Origin of the sequence: Klebsiella sp. JN_Kp126, from assembly GCF_033843325.1 — a bacterium.
GTDB classification, from domain to species: domain Bacteria; phylum Pseudomonadota; class Gammaproteobacteria; order Enterobacterales; family Enterobacteriaceae; genus Klebsiella; species Klebsiella michiganensis.
Genome location: NZ_JAWXQV010000057.1, coordinates 34,299 through 50,875 on the forward strand (window position 1 = coordinate 34,299; position 16,577 = coordinate 50,875).

Sequence of the window (16,577 nt, forward strand, 5' to 3'; positions counted from 1 at the left end):
TTATTTTTACCATTTATTTATTCATTAAAATGATCGGTCGGGAAATGGCAACAAAAGCAGAACAATTCAGACTTCAGGTCACGCCCTGGTTTTTCCATTACTGCAACGGTCGGTTGTCTGATGCCCAGCGCCTGCGCCATTTCCACCTGAGTTTTCTGGACTTTTTCACGCAGTTCGGCGAGGTGGATATTGAGCAGGATGTCTGCCGCCATCGCCTGAGCTTCGGCCGCGACTTCGGTTTTTTCATCCGTAATAAGCAGTTCCAGCGTTCTGCCCATCGCGTTACGCCTTCTCTTTAAGTGTGTTCAACCAGCTCGTGAACTCCCGATCGGCAATCGGGAGCATCTCATCGTAAAAACGCTTTTCACTACCGACCTTATTTCCGGCACAAAGCACAATACCTGTCCGGGCCGGGTCAAAAGCGAAAAACGCCCGAATCGGATCGCCCCGGCTTTGAATACGCAGCTCTTTCATGCTGCCGTAGCGGGAGCCTCTAAGCGTATCGGCATACGGTCTGGACAAACCCGGCCCCTTTTCCTGCGGGACCAACAGCGCTGCAAGCACGCTGGCTCGATCGGTATCATCGAGCGAGGCAAACGTATCCGTTGTTTTAATCGTCCACACGGGACCTCCCGTATAATATAGGTTAAATCCTAAGCACCCCGGAGGATTTAGGCCACCGGTAAGAAAGGGAGATGCTTATTTTCCCCTGACGCTTATGGGGCCGTAAAATAAAGCTGAAAATCGCAGACGGTGAGATATTTGATGCTATCGGGATGTATCAGCTGAAAGCGTCCTGAAGACAGCGTAAAAGCGAGAATCCGGACACCTCTATAGGGATATACACAGGCAGATAAAAAGAAATCTGATTGGCTAAAGATAAAGATGTCAGACGTTTATCAAGGAATGTTCCCTAAGAAAATTCCAATACAAAGAGTGTGCCTATTGTTCAGAGCTTAATGATAACTCAACCCTATCATTTTTAATTTACAAAAACCTATAAAAAAACAAATTATAAACCTTTAACACCATTTACAATGAAAATCACAAACAAAAAACCCACAAAATGATAACTTTGCAGTGGTTACGTCTTTTAGAGCCTCAGCTGCATGCCTCATTGAGACGGGTGATGTTAGATTACTCTCAATTCGCTGAATGGTTTTATTAACGATGAGTTAAAGGTCAACCCAAGGATGAGATCGCGTTCAGATATGAATCTATCAACTAATATTTTATCTAAGGATAAATATTTCACTCTGGGCCTGATTGAACTGCTTGGAGTAGAGTTTATTGACAATTTCTTTTTGATTATAGATTTGGACTCTAACGACCTTTCGGGTTCGGAGTGGATTTATTTTTCAAATAAAAACATTGTTGCCTTCGCCTCCAGCGACTTAGCTTTTTATAAGTCCGAGCTATTTGAAAAAATAACCGTACTGGACAAAAAAAGTAATACCAGAAGCATCCTGAATTTCTTTTTAAAGAAAGAAACCTCAGGAAATTATCATACAAAGTACCGGCTAAGCCTGCGTGAAAAGCAGATGTTAAGCATGTTAAGCAGAGGGGAAAGCAACCAGGAGATCGCAGAAGAGTTTGGCGTGAAACTTAAGACTATTTATACGCACCGCCGCAACCTGATGAATAAATTAGGTTGTAAAAACAGGATTACGTTTCAAAAGTTATTTTTCAACAATAAATGTTTTTTTAAGTGAAGCATAGCTTCAGGATTATTCATAAACAGGAGTTTTATCATGAACAAATTAGCACTTATCGTTATTTCAGCACTGTCCCTGAGTTCTGCTGCGGCTCTGGCCGATACCGTTACGGTGAACGGCGGTACGGTGCATTTTAAAGGGGAAGTGGTTAACGCGGCCTGCGCAGTCGATGCTGGTTCTATCGACCAGACCGTTCAGTTAGGCCAGGTTCGTTCTGCAAAGCTGGCGACCGCAGGCAACACCAGCACGGCTGTCGGCTTCAATATCCAGCTGAATGATTGTGATACCACCGTCGCCACCAAAGCCTCCGTCGCGTTTACCGGCACGGCGATTGACAGCGCCAACCCAACGGTACTGGCCCTGCAGAACTCCGCCGCGGGCGGCGCGACTAACGTCGGCGTACAGATCCTTGACCGTACCGGTACCCCGCTGGCGCTGGATGGCGCCGCCTTCGGCGCGCAAACCACGCTGAACGATGGCACCAACGTTATCCCGTTCCAGGCTCGCTACTACGCGACTGCCGCAGCCACTGCCGGTACCGCTAACGCGGACGCCACCTTTAAAGTGCAGTACGAGTAATTTTTCATCAGGCAGGGAAGCGCGTCGGGCCAGGACGGCCCGTTATCCGAATAAGAGTAAGGGTGATAACGATGCAAAGAATGAAGTCTGGTCTGTTGATTTTATTGCTCCCACCGCTGGCGCTGGCAGGAAACCAGTGGGACACCATGCTGCCCGGCGGAAACATGCGCTTTCAGGGGATAGTCATTGCCGAGTCCTGCCGCGTTGAAGCGGGCGACCGGCAGATGACGGTCAAGATGGGGCAAATCAGCAGCAATCGGTTTCATTCGGCCGGGGAGGACACCAACCCCGTCCCCTTCGATATTCACCTGCAGGAGTGCAGTACCGCCGTGAGCCAGCGCGTTGGCGTGGCGTTTCACGGCGTCGCCGATGGTAAAAATCCGGACGTCCTCTCGGTTGGCGAGGGTCCGGGGATCGCGACCGGCATTGGCGTTGCCCTGTTTGATAAAACCGGCAGTCAGATCCCACTCAATGCGCCCGCAGGGGCATGGACGCAGCTGCACACGGGGCCAACGACGCTGCATTTTGTCGCCAAATATCGTTCCACCGGGAATCAGGTCACCGGAGGAGCGGCAAATGCTCAGGCCTGGTTCTCCCTGACCTACCAGTAATCAGCGCCGGTAACAGGAATTCACCGTGAGAAAGAAAGAGATAAGCATGAAAAATAGACGGGCTACCACGCGCGGGATGCGCGGTTTACTGGCAGGACTCCTGCTGCTCTCCACCGCCGGTTTTACCGCTCAGGCGCAGGCCGGCGTGGCGCTGGGCGCGACCCGCGTGATTTATCCGGCCGGACAGAAACAGGCTCAGCTGGCGGTGACCAATAACGACGACAGCACCTATCTGATCCAGTCATGGGTAGAGAACGCCGATGGCGCGAAAGACGGGAGCTTTGTCATTACCCCGCCGCTGTTCGCCATGCAGGGGAAGAAAGAGAATACTCTGCGCATCCTCGATGCCACCAACGGCCGGCTGCCGCAGGACCGGGAAACGCTGTTCTGGATGAACGTCAAAGCAATTCCATCGATGGATAAATCAAAGCTCAGCGAAAACACGCTACAGCTGGCGATTATCAGCCGTATCAAGCTTTATTACCGCCCGGCCAAACTGGCGCTACCGCCGGATCAGGCCGCGGAAAAGCTGAAGTTCCGCCGCAGCGGAAGCTCACTCACGCTGATTAACCCAACCCCTTATTACCAGACGGTCACCGAGCTCAACGCCGGAACCCGGGTGCTGAAAAATGCGCTGGTCCCGCCGATGGGCGAAGCCAGCGTCAGTTTACCGTCCGATGCAGGTCGCGAGATTACATACCGGACGATTAACGACTACGGCGCACTCACCCCGCGTATGAAAGGCGTCATGCAGTAACTGACCGGGGAGCAGCGCTCTCCCCCTGAACGAAAAAAATAACGATGGCCGGGCGACTTTGGACCGGAGGGACTATGTCACATCTGAAATATGGACTCGACCACTTGGGCTCCCGGCGAATGACTCCAGGATCTGCTCGCGTATTCGCGCAGATCCCCCTTGCCCTTTTACTTTCCTCACCGGCTTTTTACGCGCAGGCGGAGCTCTATTTCAACCCACGCTTTCTGGCGGACGATCCCGCCGCCGTGGCGGATCTGTCCGGTTTTGAAAAGGGCCAGGAGCTGCCGCCGGGTACCTATCGCGCGGATATCTACCTGAATGACGGGTATATGACCACCCGCGATATCACCTTTAATGCCGCTGAAAAGGGCCACGGGCTGGCCCCCTGCCTGACCCGCGGACAGCTGGCCAGCATGGGCGTGAATACCGCGGCCATTGCCGGAATCGACGTGCTGGCGGCGGATGCCTGCGTACCGCTAACCGAGATGATCAAAGACGCCACCACCCGCTTTGATGCCGGGCAGCAGCGGCTGTATCTGACCGTGCCCCAGGCGTTTATGGGCAACCGCGCCCGCGGCTATATTCCGCCTGAGCTCTGGGACCACGGAATTAACGCCGGGCTACTGAACTACAACTTCACCGGCAACAACGTGCACAACGACGTCGGCGGCAGCAGCAACTACGCGTACCTGAACCTGCAGAGCGGGCTGAACCTCGGCGCCTGGCGCCTGCGCGACAACACCACCTGGAGCTACAGCAGCAGCGGCAGTTCGTCGACCAATGAAAACAAGTGGCAGCACGTCAATACCTGGCTTGAGCGTGATATTACGCTACTGCGTTCGCGCCTCACGCTGGGCGACAGCTACACCAACGGCGACGTCTTTGACGGCATTAACTTCCGCGGCGCGCAGCTAGCTTCCGACGACAATATGCTGCCGGACAGCCAGAAGGGTTTCGCCCCGGTCATTCACGGGATTGCCCGCGGCACGGCTCAGGTATCGGTCAAACAGAACGGCTATGAAATTTACCAGAGTACGGTGCCGCCCGGCCCGTTTACCATCAACGATCTCTACGCCGCAGGCAACGGCGGCGACCTGCAGGTGACCATCAAAGAGGCCGACGGCAGCAGCCAGGTCTTCACCGTCCCCTACTCGTCCGTTCCGGTGCTCCAGCGCGAGGGCCATACCCGCTATGCCGTTACCGCCGGCGAGTACCGCAGCGGCAACAATCAGCAGGAGAAACCGAAGTTCTTCCAGGGCACCCTGCTGCACGGCCTTCCGGCGGGCTGGACGCTGTACGGCGGCACCCAGCTGGCGGACCGCTACCGCGCCTTTAACCTCGGCGTGGGGAAAAACATGGGTGACCTGGGCGCGCTGTCGCTGGATATCACCCAGGCTAACGCCACCCTGCCCGATGACAGCGAGCATCAGGGGCAGTCGGTGCGTTTCCTCTATAACAAGTCGCTGACGGATACCGGCACCAATATTCAGCTGGTGGGCTACCGCTACTCGACGCGCGGCTACTTCAGCTTCGCCGATACCACCTACAGCCGGATGAGCGGCTACAACGTCGAGACCCAGGACGGGGTGATTGAAGTGAAGCCTAAATTCACCGACTACTACAACCTCGCTTACAACAAGCGCGGCAAAGTGCAGCTTAGCGTCACCCAGCAGCTGGGGCGCACCGCCACGCTCTACCTGAGCGGCAGCCACCAGACCTACTGGGGCACCGGCAAGGCCGATCAGCAGCTTCAGGCAGGACTCAACGCCGCCATCGACGATATCAACTGGACGCTCAGCTACAGCCTGACCAAAAACGCCTGGCAGCAGGGGCGCGACCAGATGCTGGCGGTCAACGTCAATATTCCGTTCAGCCACTGGCTGCGTTCCGACAGCAAATCGGCCTGGCGACACGCCAGCGCCAGCTACAGCATGTCCAACGATCTGAACGGCAGAACCACCAGCCTCGCCGGGCTGTACGGCACGCTGCTGGAGGGCAACAACCTGAGCTACAGCATGCAGACCGGCTACGCCGGCGGCGGTGAGGGCAACAGCGGCGGCACCGGCTACGCGGCGCTGAACTACCGCGGCGGCTACGGCAACGCCAACGTCGGCTACAGCCGCAGCGACGGCATCAAACAGCTGTACTACGGCCTGAGCGGCGGCGTGCTGGCCCACGCCGACGGCGTCACCCTGAGCCAGCCGATGAACGACACGGTGGTGCTGATCAAAGCCCCCGGCGCAGACAACGTCAAAGTGGAAAACCAGACCGGGGTTCAGACCGACTGGCGCGGCTACGCCGTGCTGCCCTACGCCACCGAATACCGGGAAAACCGGGTGGCGCTGGACACCAACAGCCTGGCCGATAACGTCGACCTAGACGATGCGGTAGCCAGCGTGGTGCCGACCCACGGCGCCATTGTCCGCGCGGAATTTAAGGCCCACGTCGGGCTCAAGCTGCTGATGTCGCTCATCTATAACGGAAAGCCGGTTCCCTTCGGCGCGCTGGTGACTTCTGACGGCAGCCAGGCCAGCAGCATCGTCGCCGATAACGGCCAGGTCTACCTGAGCGGGATGCCCCTGGCGGGCAAAGTGCGGGCGAAATGGGGCGAAGGTCCGAACGCCAGCTGCGAGGCTGACTACAGCCTGCCGCCGGAAAAACAGAACCAGATGCTGATCCCGCTGTCCGCCGAGTGCCGCTAAGGAGACCATGATGAGAAAAACCCTGTATCTGCTGAGCGCCCTCGTATCGCTGGCGGTCAACAATGCCAGCGCGGCGGACAGCACCATCACCATCAGCGGCTACGTTCGGGATAACGCCTGCGCCGTGGCGGGTGAGTCGAAAGATTTTACCGTCGATCTGATGGATAACGCCGCGAAGCAGTTCCATGCGGTTGGGGCAACCACGCCGCTGGTGCCGTTTCGTATTGTGCTGTCGCCCTGCGGCAGCTCGGTCACCGCGGTGAAGGTCGGCTTTGTTGGCGTTGCCGACAGCATCAATACCGACCTGTTACAGCTCGACGGCGGCGCCTCAGCGGCGGCAGGGATGGGCGTGCAGATCCTTGACGCGCAGCAGACGGCGCTGCCGCTCAATGCCGCGTCGTCTGCGATCCCCTGGACCACGCTGACCCCCGGCCAGACCAACACGCTGAACTTTTACGCCCGGCTGATGGCCACCCGGGTACCGGTGACCGCCGGACACGTTAATGCAACCGCAACATTCACGCTTGAATTTCAGTAACCGGAGGCGCTGATGAACCCGACCTATTCCGGATGGCTGCTGGCCGCGATGCTGGCGGCGTCCTCCCCGACGCTACAGGCCGCCGACGTCACCATTACCGTTAACGGCAAAGTGGTGGCCAAACCCTGTACCGTTTCCACCGTTAACGCCACCGTCGATCTCGGCGATCTCTATACCTTTAGCCTGGTCTCCGCCGGCGCCGCTTCGCCCTGGCATAGCGTGGCGCTCACCCTGAGCAACTGCCCGGTCGGCACGTCGCGGGTCACCGCCAGCTTCAGCGGTACGGCGGACGCCACCGGCTATTACAAGAACCAGGGTACCGCCGGCAACATCCAGCTTGAGCTGCAGGATGAGGGCGGCACCACGCTGAACACCGGCGCGAGAAAAGAGGTACAGGTCGACGACGCCACCCAGTCCGCCAGCTTCCCGCTACAGGTCAGAGCGCTGACGGTCAACGGCGGTGCGACGCAAGGAACTATTCAGGCGGTGATTAACGTCACCTATACCTACGCCTGAGCCAGGAGAACAGAGTAATGAAAAAGATAATCACCCTGCTGTTAACGCTGCTGCTGGCGGGCTGGTCGCTTAACGCCTGGTCGTTCGCCTGTAAAACCGCCGCCGGGGTGACAATCCCCATCGGTGGCGGATCGGCGAATGTTTACGTGAACCTCGCGCCGGCGGTCAGCGTCGGGCAGAACCTGGTAGTGGATCTCTCGACGCAGATTTTCTGTCATAACGACTTTCCGGATTCCATGATCGACTACGTAACGCTGCAGCGCGGCTCGGCCTACGGCGGGGTGCTGTCGAGCTTTTCCGGCACCGTCAGGTATAACGGCATCAGCTACCCGTTTCCAACCACCAGCGAAACGGCGCGTATGACCTATAGCTCCATTGTTGATAGCCCCTGGCCTACCGTCCTCTATCTGACGCCCGTCAGTAGCGCAGGCGGCGTCGCCATTTCCGCCGGGTCGTTGATCGCGGTCCTGATCCTGCGTCAGACCAACAACAAGGATAACGACGACTTCCAGTTCGTGTGGAACATTTACGCCAACAACAACGTCGTGGTGCCAACCGGCGGCTGCGACGTTTCTGCTCGCGATGTGACGGTGACGCTGCCGGAATATCCCGCATCCGCCGCCATTCCGCTGACGGTTTACTGCGCGCAAAACCAGAATCTCGGCTATTACCTCTCCGGCACCACGGAGAACGCGGGCAACTCGATATTTACCAATACCGCCTCAGCGTCCCCTGCCCAGGGGGTGGGCGTTCAGCTGACGCGCAACGGTAGCGTCGTACCCGCCAACAGTACGGTGTCGTTAGGCAACGTAGGCACCTCGGCGGTCAGCCTCGGATTAACCGCCAACTACGCGCGCACCAGCGGGCAGGTGACCGCGGGTAACGTGCAGTCGATTATCGGAGTGACTTTTGTTTACGAATAATCTCCCGCCCCCCGGCGGCGGGCAGCCGCTCGTCGCTATCCTGTCGCCCTGTTCGCTGGCTGCCGAGGGGCTGAGCGGGATAATAGCGAAGGGAGGAGCCAGGCCCGTTGTGCTGCCCCCGGAGACGCCGCCCCTGCCTGCCGGCGTTCGCCGCGTGGTGGTGTTTCTCCCGGAAGGCCCCGCCGGGCTACTGGCAACTCTGAAGCGGGCCGCCGCGCTGCTGGCGCGGTCCCCCACGCCGCTGCCCATGCTGTTCCTGAGCCGCAGCCCGGCAAGCTGGCTGTGGCCCACCCTGGTGCATCAGGTCGCAGACCGGCGTTTGCTTACCGCCGTACGGGCCGCCGCTTCCGATTTGCCGGTCCCCTGCCTGGCGGCGCTGCTGCGCGACGCCGTGCTCGAAGAATACCCCTCTCTTGAGCAGCTGGCAGAGGATGAAACGCGAGCGCTCGGCAAGCGCCCCGCCGGGATCACCCGGCCGGAGCTGGACGCTATCCTGGGTTTACTCTGCGGCTACCGCGCCAGCGCTCAGGCTCAACGCCGCGGCATCAGCCACAAGACGCTCTACAATCAAAGAACCGCAGGATTAAAAAAAATGGTGGAACACCACCCTGAAATGGCCGCCCGCTTTCCCGGCAGCCAGATAAGAGACCAGAAAAGCGAGAGCATCGCCGCCCTTTCCGCTTTCGAGCGTGAACTTGTCCATGCGATCCACAGCCGACAGATTTTTCCGGTATTTCAGCCCATTACCGATGAACACCAGCAGGTAAAGGGAATGGAGATCCTCTCCCGCTGGAACCGAAACGGCAGCGTGCTGGCTGCCGGCGATTTTTTACCGCAAATACGCTCGGAATATGCCTGGCTGGTGCTCACCGCGTTTGTCCTTCAGGAAGCGGTGCAGAATATTAATCAGCATTCCGGCGAGTGTTATTTCGCCGTGAATATTCCCGCCGCCGTCGCCGGCAACGAGAACCTGCTTCGCATGATGGAAACCGCGCGCCAGCAGCTGCGTCAGCCGCACAGGTCGCAGAGGCTGGTGCTGGAGTTTGCTGAAAATACCGACCTCAACGGTCACGGCAAAATCGCCGAAAATATCGCCCGCCTGCAAAAGCGCGGCTTCCCTATCATGCTTGATGACTGCTTCTCGCAAAGCAGCGTGATGTTTCCGGTGCGCACGATGAGATTCTGCGCTTACAAGCTGGATATGAGCATCGTCAACGATATGCAGCACGATCCGCACGCGCTGGCGCTGATCAGAAGCCTTATCTTCTACTGCCAGCTGACCGGCAGCCGCTGTATTGCCGAAGGCGTAGATAGCATGGAGAAATTCAACAAACTGCAGGCGCTGGGAGTCGACCGCTTTCAGGGCAACTACCTCTCGGCGCCGGTTGGCAGGGAGAACGTGGCGGAGCTTCTTCAGCCGCTTTCGGGCGAGGCGGAGCATCGCGCCGCCATCGCGGTACCGGTAACGCCCGATGGAAAACATCGGGCATTGGCGACACTTCAGCGCAGCTCCGGCCAGTAGCCACGGTTGGCGACGATCAGTTCATCAAGGATAGCTTTTGCGACCGAAGCGCTAGGTACCGTTTTGGACAGGGTCATCGCCTGCCAGAGCTTCTGATAGCTTCCTTCAACCCAGGCATCGACCACCAGTTTTTCAACCGCCACCTGCTGCTCCATCATCCCCTTTTGAAACAGCGGGATCTTACCCATCGCCAGCGGCTCGGGGCCATTAACGCCCACCAGGCAAGGCACTTCAACCATCGCGGTATCGTCAAAATTCGCGATAGCGCCGTTGTTTTCCACAATCAGCAGCATTCTCTCCTGGGTGTTAAAGGCGATGGCGCAGGCGAGGTCGACAATAAAGGTCGCATGCGCCCCGGCATGGAAATGCGCCTCTTTGGCACTTTGCCGGGCGACGATCTCTCTGGCCATATCAAACACCTCCTTCTCTCTCCCCGCCATCACTTCATTGGCGCGAGTAAAGTCAGGGTCTGAATGGGCAACCTCATAGTCGGCATAAAAATAGTACTTCAGATAAGTATTGGGTAACGTATCGGTATCCAGCGCAAAAACGTCCTTCACCTTTTTGAAGGTCTCAATCCAGCTCGGCGCTTTATGCTGAAAATCCTCTTTCGGACTGCAATAGCCCAGCTCGGCAACGTGGTTTTTTAACGCCGGCATTAAATCGTTGCCGGCCTTATCGGTAATGCTGGTCCACCAGCCGAAATGGTTGAGGCCAAAATAACGGACGTTCATCTCTTTACGCGATTTCAGCCCGAGAATATCGGCGAATAACCCTTCAATAGCCACCGGCATATCGCAGATATTAATAATTTTGGCCGTCGGGCGTAGCCGACGCGTGGCCTCGGCAACGATCGCCGCCGGATTGGAATAGTTGAGCATCCACGCGCCCGGCGAATACGTTTCCATGTAGTCAACCAGCTCAAGGACGCCGGCGATAGAGCGCATACCATAAGCGATACCGCCCGGGCCGCAGGTTTCCTGGCCAATCACGCCATATTTAAGCGGAATTTTCTCGTCTTTCTCGCGCATCTCATAGAGGCCGACGCGAATATGCGCCATCACGAAATCGACGCCCGTAAAGGCTTCCTGCGGGTCGGTGGTGAAGCTAAAAGCAACGTGCGGATAATGTTCAGCCACCAGAATCGCACAGGCTTCGCCAATCACTCGCTGGCGATCGTGATGATTATCATAGAGACGAATTTCGCTTAACGGAAACCTGTCCATATTTTCCAGCAGCATCATAACAATCCCTGGGGTATACGTACTGCCGCCGCCGGCTATGGTCACAACGAATTTATTTTTCATCTTCCACCTCATTATTCATGTACATCTAAATAGCGATTCACGGCATTACGGATTTTATTAACCCCTAAACCATAAATAACCTGAACGTGATTGCCTTTGATAATGACGCTGGTACCGCCGCTGGTCTTCAGAATCTGTTCCTGAATTAATGCGGGGTCCCGCACGTCAACCCGAAGCCGCGTAAAACAGTTCTCGACCGAACAGACATTTTCTTTGCCGCCAAGGCCCAGAATGACCTGCTCGCCGGAAGCCCTGTCAGGCGCACTTACGCTTGCCGGTTGGTTAGCCCCCTCCCCCTGCTGCTCCTGGCCCGGCGTACGCATTTTGAAACGCAGAATCAGAAACTTACCGATATAAAACATCGTCGCGGTTTCCATTAAACCCAGCGCGACAAACACAGGCCAGCGCGTGAGGTGCGCTCCCGCCGGAATGTTGTAAACAATAAAATCGATAATGCCGTTGGTGGCGCAGACCCGCACATCCAGCAGCCACGCCAGCATCTGGAAAAAACCGTCCAGTAATGAATAAACCAGCCATAGCAACGGTGCGGTAAAGATAAATAAGAACTCAAAAGGTTCGGTGATCCCCACCAGGAATGAAGTCACAATCAAAGGAATCAGCGTGATTTTCAACTTTTGCTTATTTTCCGGCCTGGCGGTTGTATAAAAGGCCAGGGCCATTCCGGCGGTACCGAAAATTTTCACCATACCGTAGGTGAGAAATCGCGCCGAGTCGCTTAACGGCCCAGCGCTATGGGCAATTTCAGCGAGGAAAATCGGTTTTGCCCCCACCACCGTCTGGCCATCAATCAACAGCTGTCCGCCAATGGAGGTAAAGACAAAGGGCGACCAAATCAGGTGGTGTAGCCCGGTCGGGATAAGAAAACGATTGAGAAAACCGTACAGAAAAACGCCGGCGGCGCCGAAGGTTTTCATCACCCCGGTCAGCGCCGATATGCCATGTTCAACAATCGGCCAGACGTACACCGTGGCGATGGCAAACACGCCGACCAGCGGGATCATTACGATCAGAACCAGCTTGCTGTTGCCATAAATTGAGAATGCGCCGCGAAACTCGATATCGACAAAGCGGTTATGAATGAAAGCCACCGCGCAGCCCAGAATGATGCCAAGAAACACGCCCATATCAATGACCTGGAAGCCAAAAATAAAGGTTTGCCCGCTGCCGTAAAGCTGCGCGTTGCTGCTCCCCTCAACAAGCCGCCCGGTCAGAGTAAGCCAGCTATTGTTGGCCGCCAGGTACATAAACCAGGTCATTGCGGCAACAAAAGCCGCTTCCGCTTTTCGGGTTTTTGCCAGCCCGCTGGCCAGCCCGAGGCAAAAGAAGAAGCCAAGATTGTTCATGATGGCCCAGAGCATGCTGGAAACGTATTTCCCCAGCAGATAAAGCGAGCTCTCTTCCGCGACCCAGATTTTATTGGTTGTCATACTAAACAACGCAATCAGCAGACCAATAACCGGCAGATACAAAACCGGCCCAATCATGGCCTTCGAAAAATCCTGTAATTTTTTTACCCCGATCATCCTCACCCCCTGTCCCGCACATCGGCCGTCAGCGCCCGATACATGCGTTTCAGCCTATGCGCCGGCAGACATAATTCAGAGCGGTGAAATCGTCATCTGTGATGAAAGTCATATCTCTCTTGCGGCAACAGATATATAAGTAAAAGCAGATAAATAGATGACAGAGACAAAACAACGCCCCGCAATGACAAAAATATGTCAATTATTAACAAGATAAAATGATAATCCGCTGACAGAACACACCACGAGAAATCTATAAGTGATATATAAAACAATCGCAGACAGGCTAAAAAATCGCATCAATAGCGATGAATTCGAGGTGGGAGATGCGCTACCGAGTGAAAAAGCGCTGGCCGGGGAGCTGCAGGTCTCCGTCATGACCCTGCGCAAGGCGCTCACGCTGCTGGAAAGTGAGAAGCTGATCGTCAAACGCCACGGCAGCGGTTCATACGTGGCGCGTAAGAGCAATTATCGCGGCGGGGAACTTGACGGCTTCAACTACCAGATGCACATCGGCGGCGTCACCAACTATCGCAATAAGGTCATTGAGTTCACGATGCTTGATGCGCCTTTGGCTATCGCACAACAGTTGAAAATTGAGCCGGGAGAGAAGGTCTATTACGTCAGACGCATTCGGATGATTGACGACGTACCTATTCTGATTGAGAACAGCTATATACCGGTGGCGATTTTTCCCTGGCTAAGCGTTGGAAATCTGGAAAGATCGAAATTTAACTATTTCAAGAAAGAGTGCAATATCACCATCCTGGAGAGCCACCGCAGCTATACCCCGGTTCTGGCCACCCGGGAGCAAGCAGAGCTCTTACAGGTTCCACAAAACAGCCTGCTGCTACGGGTGCAGTCGATCAGCTATGCCCATAACAATACCATTGTTGATTTATCCGATATTTACCAGAATACCAACAAATACAATGTTAAACATATTACGCGCCGCTAAATACCGCGGGATACGGCTGACGCAGGCCACCGAGAGCCGTCCAGCGTCAGCTGACGATAGACGACAGCTGACAATTCTGCGTTGGCAAATGACTACCAGCCGCAGACGTTAGTCTCTTCGTCGGACTCGTAGCCGCGGACAATATTAATCAGATCTTTTACCGCATCGGCCGCCGTCTGCGGATCCTGCAGCTCAGCCAGAGAAGCAAACTCGCTATCGACCGAGACGCCGTTATTATTGTTGGTCACCGTCAATATAAACCCCTTTCCTCCGGCATTTTCCACCGACAGCGTGGAAATAAGCTCAGCCACGGCCTGGATGGCGATATCAGGGACATACAGGGCCATCGGCTTAAGATACACTTTTTCTTTTTTATCTTTATTATTCCCGTTGATCGCCGCTAACGAATAGCCTTTATTTTCACTGTTCATCATATTACCTATCCCTCAATCAGAATGTCAGGGTCAACGTAAAAATCGACGTTAAAAACAGTATCCTCGGTTAACGCCTCGATGCGGTGCCACTTTTCGGGCGGAAAAACGCCAAATTCACCTTCGGCAATGGTCAGGGTTTCAACCGGTTCCGCGCTGGTTTCATCGGCATATCCGAGATAGCGTATCGCCCCTCGCATCACCGACAGGCGCGGATAGACGCCCTGCCGGGTACCGGCATCCAGATGCCGCTTCCAGATTGAGGCCGGCGCCGTCCGCTTCGTCCACAGCGGCGTGCTCCGGGTATGCACATAGTGGGTAGGAATAATGATTCGCTGCATGATTTCGCCTCTCTTAACGCACCACATATACGGTCGAAAATGGGAAAATATGTTGCATATGATATACCCCTTTTAATCATTGCGGGTATTATTTTTTACCGATGCGTTTTCCTACCCCTTATTGTACTCATTAGGGATTAGATCTATTCAAAAATAAATATGGGCGATTTTAGATAAACTAAAACCGCCCATATTAAAAGGCAAATTACTTATTTTCAGGTGAACTGAGCGGTCCCGGTTTACCGATTAAATACCCCTGGACCAGGTCACAGCCTAATTTGCGTAAGGACTGCAGCTGCTCTTCTGTTTCGACACCTTCGGCCACGATGCGCATATGCAGACTTTTACCCATGCTGATAATCAGCCGCACGATATCGAGGTCATCTTTCTGATCGGGAATGTTAATCACAAAAGAGCGGTCGATTTTTATCTTATCGAACGGGAAATAGCTTAGCCGCGATAGCGAAGAATAGCCGGTGCCAAAATCATCAATGGAGATCTGCACCCCGAGCTCGCGCAGCTGGCTCAGGATCTCGAGAGAACGGGTATTTTCGTTAAAGACGTCAGACTCGGTAATTTCCAAATCCAGCCGATACGGATCCAGCCCGGTTGTTCTTAAGATGGTTACCACGGTATCGGTCAGTGAACTGTTCATTAACTGAACCGGCGACACGTTAACCGACACTTTGAGCGGCGACGACCAGCTGGCGGCCGCTTCGCAGGCGGTTCTCAGCACCCATTCGCCCAATTGATTAATCAGGCCAATCTTTTCCGCTACCGGAATAAATTCGGTCGGCGGGACGCTGCCGCGCAGCGGATGAAACCAACGCACCAGCGCTTCGTAGCCGTAGATTTCACCGTTCATGGTGTCGGCTATCGGCTGGTAGTAAACCCTGAACTCACCTTTGTTCAGCGCCTGCATCAGGTCATCTTCAAAGGATTTATTCTCCTGCTGGCGCTGAAGCAGTCCGGGACGGAATACCTGAACGTTGCCGGAACCCTCTTTTTTCGCTTCATACAGCGCCAGGTCGGCGCATTTGTATAAATAGTCGGTACGGCTTTCCCCGTCAGAGATCACAATCCCGATACAGGCGCCAATCTGGATCAGCGAGTCGTAAATCTGATACGGCTGGCTGATCTTTTCCCGGATCACCTTCGCCCGCTCCAGCGCCATCTCTTCGGTTAAATCATGGGAAACCAGGGCAAACTCGTCCCCTCCCAGCCGGTAGAGCGTTTCTGACGTTTTGCGAAAAAAGGAGAGACGGCTGGCCAAATCCTGCAGCAGCTTATCCCCGGCATCGTGACCCTGGGTATCGTTGACGTCCTTGAAATTATCCAGGTCAAACAGCATCACGACCGCTGAGCCGTTATAGGGCCGCACCTGATTGACGACCTCCTGCAGACGTTGCCAGAAAGAGAGACGGTTGGGCATCCCGGTCAGCGAATCATGATAGGCATCGTACTGCAGACGGCGGTTCTGCACCTGAAGCTTTTCTTTTGAGGCCTGCAGGTCGGTCGCCAGTAATTTCATCCGCACGTGGGCGCGACGCAGGGTGTTATTCTGCTTCAGCATCAACAGCCCGAGCGTGATACAGAGAACAATCAGCAGAATGGAAATCGCCGAATAGATGTAATAGAGATTTTGTATTTTATCGTGGGTCAGATTAACCAGATTAAAATCCTGGGCGAGCGAGGTGGACGCGAGTGAGGTCAACGGCCCGTCCAGGGTACTCATCTCCTGCAGCATCAGCTTCAGCTGCGCTGTCGTCATGGTGTCCAGCTGCTTATCCAGCCGGTCCAGAAGATCAATCAGGCTGTTAACTATCGCCTTACGGTGAGGATCTTTGCCGATAAACTTTCCCAAATCACCCTGCTGCAGCAGCGCAATCTGGCTCATCATAATTTCCAGACGCAGGCGCACCTCATCGTGGTCGCTTCCCTTCACCCCCAGCCCCATCGCGCTGAGTCGCGCCTCGAGGCGCATGTACTCGGAGACTATCTGGGAAACGGACCACGAATCAGTATAACGGGTTAATTTTTGCAGCTCACTTTGCCGCTCATGCACCAGATAAGTAATGTAACCGGTCACAATGAAGAGCGACAAAATAATGGCAGTGAGTATTCGATTCAAGA

At 55.2% G+C, this 16,577-nt stretch carries 17 protein-coding genes; 10 read left to right on the forward strand and 7 right to left on the reverse strand.

The features are described from left to right. Positions 1 to 17: 17 nt before the first annotated feature. Both SIK97_RS13295 and SIK97_RS13300 read right to left on the reverse strand, forming a co-directional pair. Complete coding sequence (locus SIK97_RS13295) at positions 18 to 278, reverse strand: helix-turn-helix domain-containing protein (RefSeq protein ID WP_049083458.1); 261 nt, start codon at positions 276 to 278, stop codon at positions 18 to 20. A gap of 4 nt (positions 279 to 282) precedes the next feature. After that, positions 283 to 624: a type II toxin-antitoxin system RelE/ParE family toxin gene (locus tag SIK97_RS13300; RefSeq protein WP_049083459.1), complete on the reverse strand. Its 342-nt coding sequence runs from the start codon at positions 622 to 624 to the stop codon at positions 283 to 285. A gap of 587 nt (positions 625 to 1,211) precedes the next feature. Here SIK97_RS13300 and SIK97_RS13305 point away from each other — a divergent pair. From SIK97_RS13305 to SIK97_RS13345, 9 genes are all read left to right on the forward strand, one after another. Next, complete coding sequence (locus SIK97_RS13305; RefSeq protein WP_009653324.1) at positions 1,212 to 1,712, forward strand: helix-turn-helix transcriptional regulator; 501 nt, start codon at positions 1,212 to 1,214, stop codon at positions 1,710 to 1,712. A gap of 39 nt (positions 1,713 to 1,751) precedes the next feature. Continuing rightward, complete coding sequence (gene fimA / locus SIK97_RS13310) at positions 1,752 to 2,294, forward strand: type 1 fimbrial major subunit FimA (protein WP_014229989.1); 543 nt, start codon at positions 1,752 to 1,754, stop codon at positions 2,292 to 2,294. A gap of 71 nt (positions 2,295 to 2,365) precedes the next feature. Beyond that, on the forward strand, positions 2,366 to 2,905 hold the full coding sequence (locus SIK97_RS13315) for a fimbrial protein (protein WP_014838896.1): 540 nt from the start codon (positions 2,366 to 2,368) through the stop codon (positions 2,903 to 2,905). 46 nt (positions 2,906 to 2,951) lie between these two features. After that, positions 2,952 to 3,662 carry a fimbria/pilus periplasmic chaperone gene (locus SIK97_RS13320; RefSeq protein ID WP_014229991.1) on the forward strand — a complete coding sequence of 237 codons (711 nt, stop codon included), beginning with the start codon at positions 2,952 to 2,954 and terminating at the stop codon, positions 3,660 to 3,662. 74 nt (positions 3,663 to 3,736) lie between these two features. Next, a complete protein-coding gene (locus SIK97_RS13325; RefSeq protein ID WP_057173928.1) occupies positions 3,737 to 6,364 on the forward strand; it encodes a fimbrial biogenesis usher protein in 2,628 nt (875 codons plus the stop codon). 10 nt (positions 6,365 to 6,374) lie between these two features. Continuing rightward, positions 6,375 to 6,902, forward strand: coding sequence for a fimbrial protein (locus SIK97_RS13330; RefSeq protein WP_014229993.1), 528 nt, complete (start codon positions 6,375 to 6,377; stop codon positions 6,900 to 6,902). 12 nt (positions 6,903 to 6,914) lie between these two features. Continuing rightward, positions 6,915 to 7,418 carry a fimbrial protein gene (locus SIK97_RS13335; RefSeq protein ID WP_025106063.1) on the forward strand — a complete coding sequence of 168 codons (504 nt, stop codon included), beginning with the start codon at positions 6,915 to 6,917 and terminating at the stop codon, positions 7,416 to 7,418. A gap of 17 nt (positions 7,419 to 7,435) precedes the next feature. Further along, complete coding sequence (locus tag SIK97_RS13340; protein ID WP_014229995.1) at positions 7,436 to 8,341, forward strand: fimbrial protein; 906 nt, start codon at positions 7,436 to 7,438, stop codon at positions 8,339 to 8,341. Beyond that, positions 8,328 to 9,863, forward strand: coding sequence for an EAL domain-containing protein (locus SIK97_RS13345; RefSeq protein WP_192845382.1), 1,536 nt, complete (start codon positions 8,328 to 8,330; stop codon positions 9,861 to 9,863). Before SIK97_RS13340 ends, SIK97_RS13345 begins: the two co-directional genes overlap by 14 nt. Here SIK97_RS13345 and SIK97_RS13350 read toward each other — a convergent pair. Then, positions 9,842 to 11,170, reverse strand: a complete 1,329-nt coding sequence (locus SIK97_RS13350; RefSeq protein WP_014838902.1) for a 6-phospho-alpha-glucosidase — start codon at positions 11,168 to 11,170, stop codon at positions 9,842 to 9,844. The genes SIK97_RS13345 and SIK97_RS13350 overlap by 22 nt on opposite strands. Before the next feature lie 11 nt (positions 11,171 to 11,181). Continuing rightward, positions 11,182 to 12,714: a PTS transporter subunit EIIC gene (locus SIK97_RS13355; protein ID WP_025106061.1), complete on the reverse strand. Its 1,533-nt coding sequence runs from the start codon at positions 12,712 to 12,714 to the stop codon at positions 11,182 to 11,184. Positions 12,715 to 12,973: 259 nt separating this feature from the next. Here SIK97_RS13355 and SIK97_RS13360 point away from each other — a divergent pair, with 259 nt between their 5' ends. Further along, positions 12,974 to 13,672: a GntR family transcriptional regulator gene (locus tag SIK97_RS13360; RefSeq protein WP_014229998.1), complete on the forward strand. Its 699-nt coding sequence runs from the start codon at positions 12,974 to 12,976 to the stop codon at positions 13,670 to 13,672. Positions 13,673 to 13,764: 92 nt separating this feature from the next. Here SIK97_RS13360 and SIK97_RS13365 read toward each other — a convergent pair whose 3' ends face one another. The 3 genes from SIK97_RS13365 to SIK97_RS13375 form a co-directional block, all read right to left on the reverse strand. Continuing rightward, entirely contained in the window at positions 13,765 to 14,103 is a 339-nt protein-coding gene (locus tag SIK97_RS13365; RefSeq protein ID WP_046877351.1) for a DUF1869 domain-containing protein, read from the reverse strand. 8 nt (positions 14,104 to 14,111) lie between these two features. Further along, positions 14,112 to 14,444 carry a DUF1971 domain-containing protein gene (locus tag SIK97_RS13370; RefSeq protein WP_004852354.1) on the reverse strand — a complete coding sequence of 111 codons (333 nt, stop codon included), beginning with the start codon at positions 14,442 to 14,444 and terminating at the stop codon, positions 14,112 to 14,114. A 205-nt stretch (positions 14,445 to 14,649) separates the two neighbouring features. Continuing rightward, positions 14,650 to 16,575: a putative bifunctional diguanylate cyclase/phosphodiesterase gene (locus SIK97_RS13375; RefSeq protein ID WP_057173926.1), complete on the reverse strand. Its 1,926-nt coding sequence runs from the start codon at positions 16,573 to 16,575 to the stop codon at positions 14,650 to 14,652. Positions 16,576 to 16,577: the final 2 nt, after the last annotated feature.

Excerpts from the sequence above, each read along its gene's own strand:
- SIK97_RS13295 (WP_049083458.1), bottom strand. The coding sequence starts at position 278 with ATGGGCAGAACGCTGGAACTGCTTATTACGGATGAAAAAACCGAAGTC.
- SIK97_RS13305 (WP_009653324.1), top strand. The coding sequence starts at position 1,212 with ATGAATCTATCAACTAATATTTTATCTAAGGATAAATATTTCACTCTG.
- fimA (WP_014229989.1), top strand. The coding sequence starts at position 1,752 with ATGAACAAATTAGCACTTATCGTTATTTCAGCACTGTCCCTGAGTTCT.
- SIK97_RS13315 (WP_014838896.1), top strand. The coding sequence starts at position 2,366 with ATGCAAAGAATGAAGTCTGGTCTGTTGATTTTATTGCTCCCACCGCTG.
- SIK97_RS13320 (WP_014229991.1), top strand. The coding sequence starts at position 2,952 with ATGAAAAATAGACGGGCTACCACGCGCGGGATGCGCGGTTTACTGGCA.
- SIK97_RS13325 (WP_057173928.1), top strand. The coding sequence starts at position 3,737 with ATGTCACATCTGAAATATGGACTCGACCACTTGGGCTCCCGGCGAATG.
- SIK97_RS13330 (WP_014229993.1), top strand. The coding sequence starts at position 6,375 with ATGAGAAAAACCCTGTATCTGCTGAGCGCCCTCGTATCGCTGGCGGTC.
- SIK97_RS13335 (WP_025106063.1), top strand. The coding sequence starts at position 6,915 with ATGAACCCGACCTATTCCGGATGGCTGCTGGCCGCGATGCTGGCGGCG.
- SIK97_RS13340 (WP_014229995.1), top strand. The coding sequence starts at position 7,436 with ATGAAAAAGATAATCACCCTGCTGTTAACGCTGCTGCTGGCGGGCTGG.
- SIK97_RS13350 (WP_014838902.1), bottom strand. The coding sequence starts at position 11,170 with ATGAAAAATAAATTCGTTGTGACCATAGCCGGCGGCGGCAGTACGTAT.
- SIK97_RS13355 (WP_025106061.1), bottom strand. The coding sequence starts at position 12,714 with ATGATCGGGGTAAAAAAATTACAGGATTTTTCGAAGGCCATGATTGGG.
- SIK97_RS13365 (WP_046877351.1), bottom strand. The coding sequence starts at position 14,103 with ATGAACAGTGAAAATAAAGGCTATTCGTTAGCGGCGATCAACGGGAAT.
- SIK97_RS13370 (WP_004852354.1), bottom strand. The coding sequence starts at position 14,444 with ATGCAGCGAATCATTATTCCTACCCACTATGTGCATACCCGGAGCACG.